We start from the raw sequence: 15113 nt of genomic DNA on the forward strand, positions 1-15113 counted from the left end.
GCAGCCTGCGGCAGCTCCTACAGGAGAACGTATTCCAATGTAGGAGCTGCCGCAGGCTGCGATCTTTTGCTGTTATGGATTCAGATGAGTCTTCAGCTCTGCCGCCGCCTGACGCACGGCCGCTTTCACCTCAGGAATCTGACTCAGCGGATTGAGCAGGCCAAAGTCATGAATCATCCCGTTGTAACGCACCGAGGTCACCGCCACGCCGGCCGCATCGAGGTGCCGCGCATAACCTTCGCCTTCGTCACGCAGCACGTCGAATTCGGCGGTCTGCACCAGTGCGGCAGGCAAACCCTTGAGCTGTTCGGCGCTGGCGTTGAGCGGCGAGGCGTGGATCTGCGCACGTTCGGCCGGGTTGGTGGTGTAGTTGTCCCAGAACCACTGCATCATGCCCTTGGTGAGGAAGTGACCCTCAGCAAATTGCTGGTACGAACCGTCGTCGAACTGCGCGTTGGTCACCGGCCACATCAGCAGCTGGAAGCGCAGCGCCGGGGCTTTCTGTTCCTTGGCCATCAACGCGACGACCGCCGCCATGTTGCCGCCGACGCTGTTGCCCGCTACCGCCAGACGCTTGCCGTCGACACCGATGTCCTTGCCGTGCTCGGCTACCCATTTGGTCGCGGCGTAGGCCTGGTTGATTGCGGTCGGGTACTGCGCTTCCGGCGACGGCGTGTAATCGACGTACACCGCGACCGCGCCCGAGCCGACTACCAAGTCGCGAATCAAGCGTTGGTGGGTCGGGAAATCACCGAGCACCCAGCCACCGCCGTGGAAGAACATGAACACCGGCAACTCGCCTTTGACCTTGGCCGGCCGCACCACTTTCAGGTTGATCGTCTGGCCGTCGACCTTGATCGCCTTGTCGCTGACTTCAACGCCCGACAGATCCACGTTCACCGAAGCCTGGGCGCCGGTCAGCACCGCACGGGCGTCTTTCGGGCTCAGTTGCTCCAGTGGTTTGCCACCGCCGGCGGCGAGGGCGTTGAGGAAGGCCTGGGTGTTGTGTTCGACACCGCTGCTTTCGGCGGCGAAGGCATTGCCGATGGACAGGGCGAGGAGGGACGCGGTGAGGGTTTTCTTGACGATGTTCATGGTGGAAATCCTTTTGAATGTTTTTGAATTTTTATGCCTGGGTTGCGGGCTGCTGTGGCGCTGGGCTTCAGGCCTCAGCAACACCGTGAGCACAGATTAATGAGCTGCCGAAAAGTGAAAAAGCGGCTATAAAGCGTTTAACTGTCCACCAGAGAGTGACAATGAACCCGTTCGAAGACATGCGTATTTTTTGCCAGGTCATGGACTCCGGCAGCTTCACCTCAGCGGCCGATCAATTAGGCCTGTCCAAGCAGTTCGTCAGCCGACGCTTGATGCAACTGGAGGAGCGTCTTGGCGTGCGGTTGTTGAATCGCTCCACCCGGCGTCTGGACGTGACGCCGCTGGGGCAGAGTTACTACGAATCGGCATTGCGCCTGCTCGGCGAAGTCGAACAGGTGGAGCAGGGCATCGCCGGGCAAACCGCCGAGCCACGCGGGACGATTCGCTTGAGTGCGCCGCTGTCGTTTGCCGTTGCGCATCTGGGCTGTCTGTTGCCTCTGTTCTTGCAGCGTTATCGGGAGGTCACGGTCGAGGTGGACTTGAGTGACCGCCCGGTGGATTTGCTCGGTGAGGGCTACGATCTGGCGCTGCGCATTGGCGTGCTGGAAGACTCGACACTGATTGCCCGACGCATCGCGTCGATCGAACGGGTGTACTGCGCCAGCCCGGCGTATCTGGCCGAACGTGGCACGCCCCTCGAGCCGGAAGACCTGCATAGCCATGACTGTTTGCCGTACGGGCATAGTCGTTCGGTGCAGTGGCGCTTCAACGCGGGGCAGGGCAAGCCTGTGTTGGTCAATGTCACCGGGCGCATGCGCGTGAACAACGGCGAGTTGCTCAGGGACGCGGCAGTGCAGGGGATGGGCATTACCTATCTGCCGACTTTCATTGTCGGCGCAGCGTTGAAGGATGGTCGACTGGTGCCGGTGCTGGATGATCTGCGGCCGGAGCCGCTGACGCTTTCAGCCGTTTACCCGCAACATCGCCAGGCCTCGAGACCGGTGCAGGCGCTGGTTGAATTTTTGCGAGAGCGCCTGAACCATAGCCACGTCGCTCTCTGAGCCTTACGCAGATCAAAACTGTAGGAGTGAGCCTGCTCGCGATAGCGTTCTGTCTGTCACAGCTTCAGTGTCTGAATGACCGCTATCGCGAGCAGGCTCACTCCTACAATTGATGGTGGTCGTCTGCGTAATCTGCGTACGCCACAAAACCCTGTGGGAGCGAGCCTGCTCGCGAAAGCGTTGTGTCAGTCAAAACATCATTGGCTGACCCACCGCATTCGCGAGCAGGCTCGCTTGTATGGTAGGACTTGAAGGGAGGAGGAGGGACAAGGCTCGATTCTGACTGTTGACGCAGCACAGACCGTGGGAGATTTCGCCCCTCCTCCTTTCACCCAAGCGCCGATAAAGAATGCATCTGGCTAGACCGACGATAGGAACAAGCCTGCGCCTCTGGGTGAGCCCTTCAAGTGCTCAAACCTTATCCCGGAGGAAATCCTGTGGCAATGCCAGTCGCTCTATCAAATCCGATCGTTGGCGTGGATGTCGCCAAAAATGAACTGGTGATTTATCAGGCCGATAGCGATCTGCTTGAAGCGATTCCCAACACCAAAACATCCATCAAGCAGTGGCTGAAGGCCTTGCTCGGCCCCGTGTCTATTGCCATTGAGGCAACCAACATCTACCACCTGGAATTCGCTGACTTGGCCTATGCGGCCGGTTGCACGATTTACATGGTGGGCGGCTATGAACTCAAACATTACCGCGAAGGAGTGAAGATCCGCGCCAAAACCGACGCCTTGGACGCCAAGTTGCTGGCCCGTTACCTGAAGAACGAAGCCGAGGAGTTGCGCCCCTGGACCCCGCCATCACCGCTGTACCGCCAGCTCCTGAGCCTTTTCCGCCGCCGCGCGGCTTTGGTCCAGGCAAGGGTCGGCCTGGTGCAGAGCTGGTCGAATGAGCCGCTGTTGAAGGCAGCTTTTGCTGAACAAATAAAATCCATGCAGCGGCTTGAAACGATGATCGAAAAGACGATCAACGATCAGCTCAAACAAGCCGGTTTGCTCGGCCAATTGAAGCGTTGCCTGAAAGTTGAGGGCATTGGATTTCTGACCGGAGCGCGCCTGCTCACGGCGTTTCAGCGGGGGGAATTTAGCAACGCGGATGCGTTTATCGCCTTCCTGGGCATGGATTTACGGGTATCGAAATCAGGGCAAAAGGACGGTCGCCGCAGCTTGACCAAGCGCGGAGACCCCGAGGCCCGCCGACTTTTGCACAACGCAGCGATGTCGGCTAGCCGTACGATAGCCTGGAAAGGGTTTTACGAAGCCCAAAGAGCACGGGGTTTCAGCACCACGCAGGCGTTGGTGATGCTGGCTCGCAAACTTGCTCGGGTGGTATTCGCCTTGCTGAAAGGGCAAAGCGAATATCAGACAAAAGTCAGTTGAGGGCTTCCCCTCAACCATAGAATCTCCCACATTTGATAAGGGTCTTCTGCGGAATCTGCGTACGCCACAAAGCCCTGTAGGAGTGAGCCTGCTCGCGATAGCGTTCTGTCTGTCACAGCTTCAGTGTCTGAATGACCGCTATCGCGAGCAAGCTCGCTCCCACAGGTTTTGTAGTGCTTCTAAAAATCAGTTGGCGCGCTTGTCATCGCCCGGCTCTCCGCCGACATGTACGCCACGATCATCGCCGACTTCGCCCGCGCGGTGGACCCCGTGGTCATCTCCCGCTTCAGCATGGGTGCCGCTGCGGCCGGATGAGGCGCTGTCGCCCGAGTGCCCCGAGCCGTGGTCGCTGCCGCTGTGGCCACTGTTGCCACCGCCACCGCCACCGCCACCGCCACCGCCACCGCCACCGCCACTACCGCTGTTGCCGCCACCGCCGTGACTGCCTCCGCCGCCACTTCCGCCCCCACCATTTCCACCGCTGCCACCGCTGCCACCGTGACCGCCGCCCCCGCCACTTCCTCCGCCGCCCCCTCCGCTACCGCCACCACTGCCTCCACCACCACTTCCACCATCCTTGGCATGAGCACTGGAAACCCCGGACAAACTGTCGGGAATCAGCACGGTGGACGCCGACAGAACTGCGCCGATGGCCATTGCGAGCACGAGCTTTTTAATGTGCATATCGTTCTCCGTCTTGTTGGGAACGTAAAAGTGTGTTGTTGCAGAGACCGGCCCCGTTCCCGAGGTCAGTGAATACTCGAAGCCAGTTCGAAAATCGGGATGTACATCAGGATCACGATGACCCCGATCAGCAGGCCGATGAAGGTCATCAGCAGCGGTTCGAACAACTTCACGAACCACTCCAGCCAACGACTGATTTCCTCGTCGTAGAAGTCGGCGCTGCGTTCCATCATCTGCCCGAGGTTGCCCGACTGTTCGCCGGCCCGAAGCAGCCGTAACGACACTGGCGTCACCAGATGATTGAGCTCCAGCGCGGTAGACAGTGACTGCCCCTCGCGCACCCGCTCGCAGGCCTGATCCAGCCGCGTCCGCGAAGCGACGGTGAGCAAGCCGCGCACCATGCTCATGGCGGTCACCAGCGGAATCCCGCCTTGCAGCAGAATCCCCAGCGAACGATAAAACCGCGCCAGTTCATACATGAAAATCCGTTGATGCACGGCCGGCAGTCTCTCCACCAGCCGATCCAGTCCCCGGCGAAACGCCGGTTGCTTTTGCAACACGGCGAGGGCGATGACAATCGCCGCCAACCCAGCGAAGAATTCAGCCTGATGCGCATGCAAAAACATGCCACTGCTCATCAACACCTGCGACAGCCACGGCAGGTTATCGCCCAAGCCTTCAAACACCAGACTGAAACGCGGCACCACATAACCCATCAAGAACAGCACCACGCCACCGCCGACCACCAGCAACAGCATCGGGTAGATCGACGCGCTGATGATCTTCTGCCGCACCTCGTCCATGCGCTGGCGATAGCTGACGTACCGGCCCAGCGCATCGCCGACCGCGCCGGTCTTTTCGCTGGACTGCACCAGCGCCACGTACAGCGGCGGGAACACCGCCGACAACTGGCCCAGCGCCTGCGAAAAAGACTTGCCCTCGTACAGCAGGCGCACCAGCTCACTCAAGGTTTTGCGGGCGGCGGGGGCGGTTTCTTTTTCGGCGAGGCTTTCCAGCGCATCGATCAACGGCAGGCCGGCATTGAGCAGGGTGGTCAGTTCCTGGCTGAACAACACCAGATTGAACGTCTCGCGCTGGCGTAGTTTCAGCGAACGCCAATGCTTGTCGGCGTGCGAGCTGAGCACACGTAAACCCTGATCCTCGGCAATGCGCCGCGCCTCGCTGTCACCCGGCGCCTCCACACTCAAGGACACCACGCCCGCCTTGCCGACCGCTTTCACATGAAATCGCATGGGCCGCGCTCCGCTCATTGCCAGTTGGTCACTTCGGCGTTTTCGCCTTCGCCGCCGGGCTGGCCGTCCTTGCCCATCGACAGCAAGTCGTACTCGCTGTTTTCGCCGGGGTAGCGGTAGGCGTAATTACGTCCCCACGGATCCTGCGGCAGTTTTTTCTGCAAGTACGGCCCTGTCCATTTCGCCTCGTCACTCGGCGCGATGACCAAGGCTTGCAAGCCCTGTTCGGTGGACGGGTAGTGGCCGACTTCCAGCCGATAGATATCCAGCGCTTTGCTCAGACCTTCGATCTGCGCCTTGGCCACTTTCACTTCGGAGCGACCGAGTTGGGCGAAGTATTTCGGCGCGACGATCCCGGCCAACAGGCCGAGGACCACCAGCACCACGAGCAATTCGAGCAGGGTAAAACCGCGTTGGCTACGCGGACGAAATTGCAGCTTCATGATGACCTCCCGTGAGTGGCAGCCGTGTCGCCAGAAGGGCTTATGCAATTGCCATGCTCAGCCCCACTGAAAATCACTGGATTGGCTGAAACCCTTGTAATCCGGGCATCTCCAGAGTCGGCACAGTGCTTGCGTATGGCTCAAACGTGATCGGCCATTGGGGCATTTCCCCCAATTTATCGGGGTCGATCCGGGGAGGCCCGACATGAAATTTCTCGCCAGCGGATTGCTCGGATGTGTGCTGCTCAGCGGCGCCGCGCAAGCCGATGTGTTCATTTCGGTGGACGCCAAGGGCAGCTATGTACTGTCCAACGTTCACCGGCCCGGACGCACTTACGAACGGGTGGTCCGCGAGGCTGAAATGCCTGTGGCCAGCCTCGATCAGCAGCCGCAAATGATCGCCAACCAGCCCTACGCGGAACTGGTTTCGGCGGCGGCCAAGGTCAATCAATTACCCGAGGCGCTGCTGCATGCAGTGATCAACGCCGAGTCTCGCTACAACCCCGGTGCCACTTCACCCAAAGGTGCGGGCGGGCTGATGCAGTTGATGCCCGACACCGCACGGGAGCTGGGCGTCACTGACGTCTACGACCCCAAGGCCAACATCCAGGGTGGGGCCAAATACCTCAAGCGCCTGATGACCCTGTTCGACAACGACATTGCCCTCGCCGTGGCGGCCTACAACGCCGGGCCAGACGCGGTGCTCAGCCGTGGCCGGGTGATTCCGCCGTTCGCCGAAACCCAGCGATATGTACCGAATGTGTTGCGTCAGTACCGGCGTTTGCAGGGCCTGGCGATGGACGCGCCGTTGTGACCCCTAACCCGGTTTCCCCCACTTTCGGGGCAAACCGTGGAGGCCCGAAAAGTGGGGAAAACGGGTGGGGAATATCCCCCGGATTCTCAAGTGGCCGCAGTAACTGATTGAACGCTAATGCAATTTTTTGTGGCACGCGGATTGCTCCGAGGCATTTGTCGAGAAGTGTTCCCAAGAGCACCCACTACGAGGTTACTGATCATGGCTGGCTTTCCTCACGCTCCGTCCCTGATTAACTGGCTGCTGATTCTGGCCTCGATGCTCAGCGTCGAGCTGGCCGGCGCGGCCGTACGTTGCGAGCGCAACCTGGTGGCCAACGTCGTAGCCTTCGATCAGCCACTGATGTTCAACCGCCTCGGCGCGCAGAACATCAACGGCATGATGTTCGCCCTGCGCCGCGATGTGGTCGATGAACATGAGCAGTCACTGGCTTACGGCGGCGCCGCAGTGCCAGGCAAAGTCTCGTTGCGCCCGGACAAGCGTCCACGGCCATTGGTGCTGCGCGTGGCTGCCGGCGATTGCCTGACGATCAATCTGCAGAACCTGCTCGACTATCAGGCCAACCCGAACAAGCACTTTGAAAACGAGGGCGAAGAAGAGGGCGCGGAAAACGCCAACGGCACCGAAGACTTCAAAGTCGATGAGCAGGTGGCGGATCGTCACGTCGGTTTCCAGGTCAATGGCCTGCAAGCGGTGAACAGCATCGATGACATTTCTTCGTTCACCGGGCGTAACGCCAACACCCTTGTGCCTCCCGGCGCGAGCCGTTCCTACACCTTGTTCGCCGAACGTGAAGGCGCGTTTGCCGTGAGCAGCCGTGGCGCAACGTTTGGCGGCGAGGGCGCGGCCGGCAACGTTGCCAACGGACTGTTCGGCCAGGTTGTCGTACTGCCCAAGGGCGGTCGCACCTATCGCAACACCCTTACCGAAGAAGAAATGCGCCTGGCCACGACTGGCCGCGCACCCACCGGCCAACCGATCGTTGATTACCAGGCGCGCTACCCACAGCGCGAACCGTGGTTGCGCGAAGGCAAGGCTGGCACGCCGATCATCGGCATGGTCGACGGCAATGAAATCATTTCCAGCGAGAGCGATGCGATTGTCATGGGCAGCAACGCCGACGGCAGCTTCCCATCCAGCACCTATCCGCTGGAATCGGTCGGCAAACGCAACCCGGCAATCCCCAACCGCCTCGAAGCGTTCCGCGATTTTGCCTCGCAATTCCAGGATGAAACCGCCGCCACTCAAGCATTCCCGGCGTATTGGGCCGACCCGGTGATGGCCCATGTGCTGGAGCCGACCCGCGACTCGTTCATGATCAACTATGGCTCCGGCGGCATGGGCGCCGAAGTGGTCGCCAACCGCTTGGGCGTGGGGCCGATGCACGACTGCCTGTCGTGCGCCTATGAAGAATTCTTCCTCAGCTCGCACACCGTCGGCGATGTGGCGATGCTGGTGGATGTGCCGGCCAACACCGGGCTTGAGAACATCGCCCCCGGCCAGATACCGCGCGCCGATCAGATCGGCGTGAAAGCCACCATGGCCCTGTATCCGTCGGAGCCGTCGAACGTCAACCACAGCTACATCGGTGACTTCGTCAAATTCCGCAACACCCACAATGGCCACGAGCAACACATCTTCCACCTGCACGGCCATCAGTGGCTGTTCAACCCCAACGACGACAATTCCGATTACGTCGACGCCCAGGGCATCGGCCCGGGCGCCGGTTATACCTATGAAATCGCCAACGGTGGTTCGGGCAACCGCAACCGCGTGGCCGGCGATGCGATCTATCACTGCCATTTCTATCCGCACTTTGCCCAAGGCATGTGGGCCATGTGGCGGGTCCACGATGTGTTCGAAGAAGGCACTCGACTCGACGTTTCGCAGCAGGGCGCCGACGGCTATCACAGCGAACCGTTTGCCTTGCGCAGCGGTAAACCGGCGGCCGGCGCACGCGCCTTGCCTGACGGCGAAATCGTCGCCGGCACACCGATTCCGGCGATTGTGCCGCTACCGGGCAAAGCCATGGCGCCAATGCCGGGTAAAGTCGTGGTGGTGCCGAAAATCGGCGAAACCCTGGTCGCCGGCAATGATGACGACGATGACGAAGAAGAGGGCGATGACGACGGCGAGCACCATGGCGGCAACGCCGGCGGTCAAGCCATCGGCTCGCTGGCGCTGGTCGATCGCAGCGAAGCCAACCGCAACGCCGACGGCAGCCTGAAAAACCCTGGCTATCCGTTCTGGATCGGCGGCATGGAAAGTTCGGTCGGCCAACGTCCGCCAACCCCGCCGCTGGACATGCTCGACGCCGCCACCGCGCAATCGCTCAAGGCCAGCGGCAAAGCGCTGTGGGCCAACCTTGACCCGGCGCAGTCCGGCGGTTGGGATGGCGGCTTGCAACGGCACGCACTCGACGGCGTCGCGGCCGGTGGCGAAGCGCACACCGTGACCACCTCGCTGGATTTCTCCAAGGAAGTCACCCGTGCCAAGCCGATTTACCTGCCGGAAGAAGGCACCGAAGTCGAACAGGCCGCGATGGCTTTCCACGCGAAAAAAGACCATCCAAGCTATGCCTTGCTGCCCGGCAATCAATTGGTGGCCAAGGCGTTCCGTACCAACGGCGCCTTGCCAATGGCCGGCGCGCCGTACTACGAACCGTGCATGGACGACCGGCAAAAACGCCTGACCAGCAGCGCCGGCAGCGGTGAGTTTGCCAGCGGTGAGCGCATCGACGGCATGTCCTTCGTCGGCGCCTCGACCTTCACTGCCGACCGCCCACGGATCTACAAAGCCGCGAACATCCAGTTCGACGCGGTGTACAACAAGGTCGGTTATCACTTCCCGCAGGCGCGCATTCTCGCGCTGTGGGAAGACGCCTGGCCGGTGATCACCAAGCAGCGTCCGCCAGAGCCGCTGGTGATGCGCATGAACACCTTCGATTGCGTGCAATACCAGCAAACCAACCTGGTGCCGGCCACCTACGAGATGGACGACTATCAGGTGCGCACGCCGACCGATGTGATCGGCCAGCACATTCACTTGCCGAAGTGGGACCTGACCTCGGCGGACGGCTCGTCCAACGGCTGGAACTACGAGGATGGCGTGCTCTCGCCCGGCGCCGTGCAGGAACGCATTCACGCGATTCGCGAATTCAATCAGTGCGCCGGCACCGATCCACGTGACGGCACCCAGGCCTGCCCGAAAGCCAAGAACCATCCGTTCTTCGGCCAATACGGGCGCGCCGATTGGGTCGGTGCGCGCACGGCGATGCAGCGCTGGTTCGTCGATCCGGTGGTCAACGCCAAAGGCGTCGATCGCGGCCTCGGCACCATCTTCACCCACGACCACTTAGGCCCATCGACGCACCAACAGATCGGTTTGTACGCGACTGTGCTCGCCGAGCCGGCCGGTTCCACCTGGTTCCACGCCGAAACCGGCGAGCCTCTCTATAGCGGCGCGCGTCAGGACGGTGGGCCGACGTCGTGGCAAGCAGTGATCAACACCGGTGACCTCGATGGCGACGGCAAGAACGACAGCTTCCGCGAGTTCTTCCTCGAGTACAGCGACTTCCAGCACGCCTATGAAGCTGGCGTCTATGTCGGTGCCGGTCCCAACGGTGTGCCGAATGCGCAGGCGTTCCCGGCCACCGCCGACAGCTTCCGCTACGCGATCAACCCGCCAGTGCGTAACAACGCCAGCAACTTGCTAGAGGGCGTGCTGGAAGTGCAGGGCGGTCAGGTCCCGGGCTGCCCGAGCCGGCCATGTCCGCAGGCGATCTCGGTGGATGATCCGGGCATGTTCGTCGTCAACTATCGCAACGAACCGCTGGCCCTGCGCGTGTACGACCCGAACAAGGTCGGCCCGGACGGCAAACGCGGCATGCAGGCCGACGGCCTCGGCGGCGATCTGTCGTTCGCCATGCAAAGCCGCACCGACCGCGCGATTCCGGCGATGAACCTGGCGCCGAATCTGCTCACCTCGGCCACCGGCCCAACCGGCGGCACCACGCTGTTCCCGCCGCACATCAACAAGGGCGGCGCCGAACCCGGTGACCCGTTCACGCCGATGCTGCGCACCTATACCGGCGACAACGTGCGGCTGCGGGTGCATGCCGGCGGCCATGAAGAAGAGCACAACGTCACCCTGCACGGTGTGAAATGGCTGCAGAGCGGTTCCGGTTTCGGCAACAGCTCCAACTCCGGCTGGCGCGCGTCGCAAATGATCGGCATCTCCGAGCAGATGGGCTTTATTGCGCCGGTGTCGATGCTGTCCAGTTCGGCGGCGACCACGGGCGACTATCTGTACTCGATGGACGCCTCGATCGAAGGCTACTGGAGCGGTATCTGGGGCGTGATGCGCAACTACACCGCCAAACGCAGCGACTTGTTCGCTATCCCTAATAACCCAAGCCCGGCGGGCATGCGCAACACTGTGGCGTTCGAGGGCAGTTGCCCGCGCTATGGCGCCAACCCTAACGGCATTGGCACCCGGCCAACCGTGCAGCGCAACTATGAAGTGGTCGCGGCGCTGGCCAACGACATTCTCGGCAATACGCTGGGCCTGACCATCGGCGATCCCGAAGGGCTCGGCCAGCATGTCGGCGGGCCGCTGAATCCGGCGGGGGGCACCCTGGTGCTGAACTCGCGCACGGTGAGCATTCCGCAGGTCACGGTGACCGATCCCGAGGATGGCGAAACCATCACCATTGGCGGGCAGAGCGGGCCGCTGCATGACCCGACCGCGATTCTGTATGTGCGCAAATCCGATCTCGATCCGGTGAGTGGCAAGCTCAAACCCGGCATCCCGGTCGAACCGCTGGTGCTGCGCGCAGCGGCGGGAGATTGCATCAACATCACTCTGGAAAACCGTTTGCCGAGCGTCATGCCTGACCTGACCCAGACGGCTGTGATGCAGGGCATGGTCAAGCGTGATCGCAACAGCGGTCTGGGTTCGACCACCTTCAGCAACAACCTGATGCGGCCGTCCAGCCACGTCGGCCTGCACGCGCAGTTGCTGGCGTATGACATCACCAAATCCGACGGCGCCAACGTCGGCGCCAACCCGATCCAGACCGTGCCACCGCGTGTCGGCAGCAGCGGCGCGTACCCGACCCGTACTTATCAGTACTACGCCGGGCACCTGGAGCGTGAAGGCAAACCGGTGACTCAACTGGGGCGCAGCGTCGACAACATCAACGCCACGGCGGTGGAGTTCGGCGGCTTGAACATCACCCCGGCGGACGTGATCAAGCAGCCGCAAAAAGGCCTTGGCGGGGCGATGAGCATCCTGCCGATCGGCGCGACGTGGGTCGACGATGCGCGCAAGGTCAACGCCACGGTCACCGCGCCAGGGCAAACCAGCTACCGCGACTTTGCGATGGTCTGGCACAAGGCGTTGAACACCCGTTGGGCCAATGGTCGGCCGGTGGAAGGGATTGCCGCTGAAGGCTTCGGCGTGCCGACCGATCCGCAGGACAACTCGAGCATGGCGATCAACTACAAGACCGAACCGCTGTGGTATCGCTTCGGCCTCGCCCCGGATGCACCGTTCGGGCATGCCGATGGCGCGGGTTACGGCGATATGGTCAACGCGCACATGGCTTACAGCAATGCGCTGGTTGGCGGTGATCCGCAGACGCCAGTGCTGTATGCCAAACCGGGGCAGCCGTTGCGTACGCACATCCTGATGCCAAGCGGTGGCAGTCGCGGCACCACGTTCCAGCTTGACGGGCATGTCTGGTCGGTCAATCCGTTCCAGGCCGAGAAGAGCGATGTCGGTGGTTATCCGATGGGTTCGCCGGGCGTGGGCTCGGTGCGCTTCGGCTACAACCCGATGTCGATGTACATCGGCGCCCACGAAAGCATCCTGCCGGCCGCGCACTTCAGCTTCATGATCCCGAGTGCTGGCGGCAGTAATGCGATCCCGGGGGATTACCTGTTCCGCGACTACGGCGCCTACGGCAATACCTCCGGGTTATGGGGACTGCTGCGGGTGACCAACGAACCGGAACCGGCGCCGCCAAGCCAGTAGGCACAACGAAGAGCCTTGTGGGAGCGAGCCTGCTCGCGAATGGGCCCGACTCGATTTGGACGGTGCGGCAGATGACGCCTTCGCGAGCAGGCTCGCTCCCACAGGGGATGGTGGTGGACAGTGAGGGAGTGGGATGGATGCAAATCCCTTGTGGGAGCGAGCCTGCTCGCGAATGGGAGCAACCCGGTTTTTGAGGGTGAGGCAGAAGACGCCATCGCGAGCAGGCGAAGGCCTACAGGGGCCGGTGGTGGGCAGTGAGGATGCGGTAGGAATGCAAATCCCTTGTGGTAGCGAGCCTGCTCGCGAATGGGGGCAACTCGGTTTGTGAGGGTGAGGCTGAAGACGCTTTCGCGAGCAGGCTCGCTCCCACATGGGGGGCGGTGTTTTGCCAGATGAAGAGTTAGGGGAGTTCGAGATGAACAGGATCATCAACATCATCGGTATTTGCACGCTGGCCATGGCCGGGGTGGTGCTGACGCTGAGTGAGATTGCGCTAGCACAAACGGTTGGCGAGCAATTGTTGAACCGTGACGGCGTGGCGGTGGATTTCAACCTCAAGCCGCTGGCCGCCGACGGCAAACTGCGCGAAGGCGAATTCGCCGATGTGCAGTTCCGCGTCACTGACAGCGCCTCCGGCCAGCCGCTGTCCGGGGTGGCACCGGGTGCCTGGGTCGATCCGCAAGCCCTTGCCGCCGATCAGGCTCAGGGCCGCGATCAGAGCTGCAAAGCCCGGGTCGGCGTGTTCCTCAAGTCCAACATCGGCGCGCGGCCATTGTTGGATCTGAACAGCTATTTCCTGCTGGTGATGAACCGCGACGCCAGCATCGCCGTGGTCGATCCGTCGGTATCGGTCGGCGGCATCACCAGCACCCTCGCGCGGATCGAACTCAAGCAACCGCCGATGGACTGGGTCACCCCCAAAGACAACAAACGCGTATTCGTCTCGATGCCGACAGCGGGCGAAGTGGCCGTCATCGACAGCGAACAATTCAAGGTTCTCGATTCGATCAAGGCCGGCAGCCAACCAGTGCGCGTGGCGCTGCAACCCGATGAACGTCTGCTGTGGGTCGGCAACAACGCCAGCAAGGCGCAAGACTCCGGCGTGACGGTGATCGACAGCCAAAGCCTCAAACCCCTCAAACATCTGCAGACCGGTCGCGGCCACCACGAAATCAGCTTCAGCAAGGACAGCCGCTTTGCCTTCGTCAGCAACCGCGACGACGGCACCGTCAGCGTGATCGACATCGCCAGCCTGAACATCGTCCAGCAGATCAAAACCGGCTCCCATCCGTTATCCGTCGCTTACTCGCCATTGTCCGGCGCGGTCTACGTAGCTGACGGCAAGGACGGTACCGTGAGTGTGATCGACGCTAGTACTCACGCCATCCGCCGGGTGATCAAACTGCAACAAGGCCTCGGCCCGATGGGCTTCAGCGCCGACGGCCGCTTCGGGGTAGTGCTCAACACCGTGGAAAACCGCGCCAGCATCATCGACGCCGCCACCAACACCGCCATCCATGATCTGGACGTCAGCGCCGAACCCTACCAAGTGGTGTTCACCCAGGCCTACGCCTACATCCGCGGACTCGCTTCACCGAAAGTCACCATGATCAACCTGTCCTCCCTCGGCGAAGGTCGCCAGCCGATCAGCCAGGGTTTCGAGGCTGGCCCGCAAGCGCCGCGCCTGGCCGGGGATTTACCGCTGGCCTCAAGCCTGGCGGTGTCGCGCGATGACAACGCGGTGTTCGTGGTCAACCCGGTCGACAACACCACCTATTTCTACGCCGAAGGCATGAACGCGCCGATGTCCGGTTACCCCAACCGTGGCCAGATCGCCCGCGCCGCCATGGTTATCGATCGCAGCCTGCGTGAAGTCTCGCCGGGGCTGTACAGCGCGCGGGTGAAGCTGCCGGCGGCGGGGCGCTTTGACGTGGCGTTTCTGCTCAACCAGCCAAACATCATTCACTGCTTTACCGCGCAAATTGATCCTGACGGCAAACAGCCAAAACACCTCGGCCAGCCGAAAGTCGAGTTCCTCCTCGACAAGACGGCCGTGGCACTCAACGACCCCTACGTCGTGCGCTTTCGCATCGTGCAAGGCAAAGACAAAGCCCAGCGCAGCGGCGTCAAAGACGTGCAACTGCGCTACTACCTCGCGCCCACCTCGCATCCCCGCGAAGTGGCGGCGCTGGAAGTCGCCGACGGCGTATACGAGGCGCCAATCACCCTCGACCGCAGCGGCGCCTGGTATCTGCATGTGCGCGCGGCGTCGCTGGGTGCCGGTTTCGATGACAAGACCTTTGCCAGTGTTCGGGTAGCCCCCGGCCAGGCCCGTTGAAGAG

General features: G+C 61.9%; 9 protein-coding genes. 5 read left to right on the forward strand and 4 right to left on the reverse strand.

All coding sequences use genetic code 11. The features are described from left to right. Positions 1–72: 72 nt before the first annotated feature. Positions 73–1095: an alpha/beta hydrolase gene (locus tag PspS49_RS10905; RefSeq protein WP_150774048.1), complete on the reverse strand. Its 1023-nt coding sequence runs from the start codon at positions 1093–1095 to the stop codon at positions 73–75. Between the two features lie 161 nt (positions 1096–1256). Here PspS49_RS10905 and PspS49_RS10910 point away from each other — a divergent pair, with 161 nt between their 5' ends. Then, the gene (locus tag PspS49_RS10910; protein WP_127926645.1) at positions 1257–2156 is read left to right on the forward strand and encodes a LysR family transcriptional regulator; all 900 of its coding nucleotides are present in this window, start codon (positions 1257–1259) and stop codon (positions 2154–2156) included. A 443-nt stretch (positions 2157–2599) separates the two neighbouring features. Beyond that, positions 2600–3541, forward strand: a complete 942-nt coding sequence (locus PspS49_RS10915; RefSeq protein WP_108227338.1) for a transposase — start codon at positions 2600–2602, stop codon at positions 3539–3541. 186 nt (positions 3542–3727) lie between these two features. On the opposite strand, the gene PspS49_RS29670 is transcribed toward PspS49_RS10915, so the two are convergent. The 3 genes from PspS49_RS29670 to gspG all read right to left on the reverse strand — a co-directional run bounded on the left by PspS49_RS29670 (position 3728) and on the right by gspG (position 5921). Further along, the gene (locus tag PspS49_RS29670) at positions 3728–4225 is read right to left on the reverse strand and encodes a hypothetical protein (RefSeq protein WP_174245030.1); all 498 of its coding nucleotides are present in this window, start codon (positions 4223–4225) and stop codon (positions 3728–3730) included. A 65-nt stretch (positions 4226–4290) separates the two neighbouring features. Further along, positions 4291–5478: a type II secretion system F family protein gene (locus PspS49_RS10925; protein WP_160039211.1), complete on the reverse strand. Its 1188-nt coding sequence runs from the start codon at positions 5476–5478 to the stop codon at positions 4291–4293. Positions 5479–5492: 14 nt separating this feature from the next. After that, a complete protein-coding gene (gene gspG, locus PspS49_RS10930) occupies positions 5493–5921 on the reverse strand; it encodes a type II secretion system major pseudopilin GspG (protein ID WP_095124788.1) in 429 nt (142 codons plus the stop codon). A gap of 205 nt (positions 5922–6126) precedes the next feature. Between gspG and PspS49_RS10935 the strand changes: the two genes are divergently transcribed. The 3 genes from PspS49_RS10935 to PspS49_RS10945 all read left to right on the forward strand — a co-directional run bounded on the left by PspS49_RS10935 (position 6127) and on the right by PspS49_RS10945 (position 15109). Further along, complete coding sequence (locus PspS49_RS10935) at positions 6127–6735, forward strand: lytic transglycosylase domain-containing protein (RefSeq protein ID WP_095124787.1); 609 nt, start codon at positions 6127–6129, stop codon at positions 6733–6735. 201 nt (positions 6736–6936) lie between these two features. Further along, positions 6937–12771 carry a manganese-oxidizing multicopper oxidase MnxG gene (gene mnxG, locus PspS49_RS10940; RefSeq protein ID WP_160039212.1) on the forward strand — a complete coding sequence of 1945 codons (5835 nt, stop codon included), beginning with the start codon at positions 6937–6939 and terminating at the stop codon, positions 12769–12771. A gap of 415 nt (positions 12772–13186) precedes the next feature. After that, complete coding sequence (locus PspS49_RS10945) at positions 13187–15109, forward strand: cytochrome D1 domain-containing protein (protein WP_160039213.1); 1923 nt, start codon at positions 13187–13189, stop codon at positions 15107–15109. Positions 15110–15113 lie beyond the last annotated feature (4 nt).

The organism is Pseudomonas sp. S49 (assembly GCF_009866785.1).
Classification (GTDB): Bacteria; Pseudomonadota; Gammaproteobacteria; order Pseudomonadales; family Pseudomonadaceae; genus Aquipseudomonas.

Bases quoted from the DNA above. Each gene is read 5' to 3' on its own strand.
- PspS49_RS10905 (WP_150774048.1), bottom strand. From the start codon at position 1,095: ATGAACATCGTCAAGAAAACCCTCACCGCGTCCCTCCTCGCCCTGTCC.
- PspS49_RS10910 (WP_127926645.1), top strand. From the start codon at position 1,257: ATGAACCCGTTCGAAGACATGCGTATTTTTTGCCAGGTCATGGACTCC.
- PspS49_RS10915 (WP_108227338.1), top strand. From the start codon at position 2,600: ATGCCAGTCGCTCTATCAAATCCGATCGTTGGCGTGGATGTCGCCAAA.
- PspS49_RS29670 (WP_174245030.1), bottom strand. From the start codon at position 4,225: ATGCACATTAAAAAGCTCGTGCTCGCAATGGCCATCGGCGCAGTTCTG.
- PspS49_RS10925 (WP_160039211.1), bottom strand. From the start codon at position 5,478: ATGCGATTTCATGTGAAAGCGGTCGGCAAGGCGGGCGTGGTGTCCTTG.
- gspG (WP_095124788.1), bottom strand. From the start codon at position 5,921: ATGAAGCTGCAATTTCGTCCGCGTAGCCAACGCGGTTTTACCCTGCTC.
- PspS49_RS10935 (WP_095124787.1), top strand. From the start codon at position 6,127: ATGAAATTTCTCGCCAGCGGATTGCTCGGATGTGTGCTGCTCAGCGGC.
- mnxG (WP_160039212.1), top strand. From the start codon at position 6,937: ATGGCTGGCTTTCCTCACGCTCCGTCCCTGATTAACTGGCTGCTGATT.
- PspS49_RS10945 (WP_160039213.1), top strand. From the start codon at position 13,187: ATGAACAGGATCATCAACATCATCGGTATTTGCACGCTGGCCATGGCC.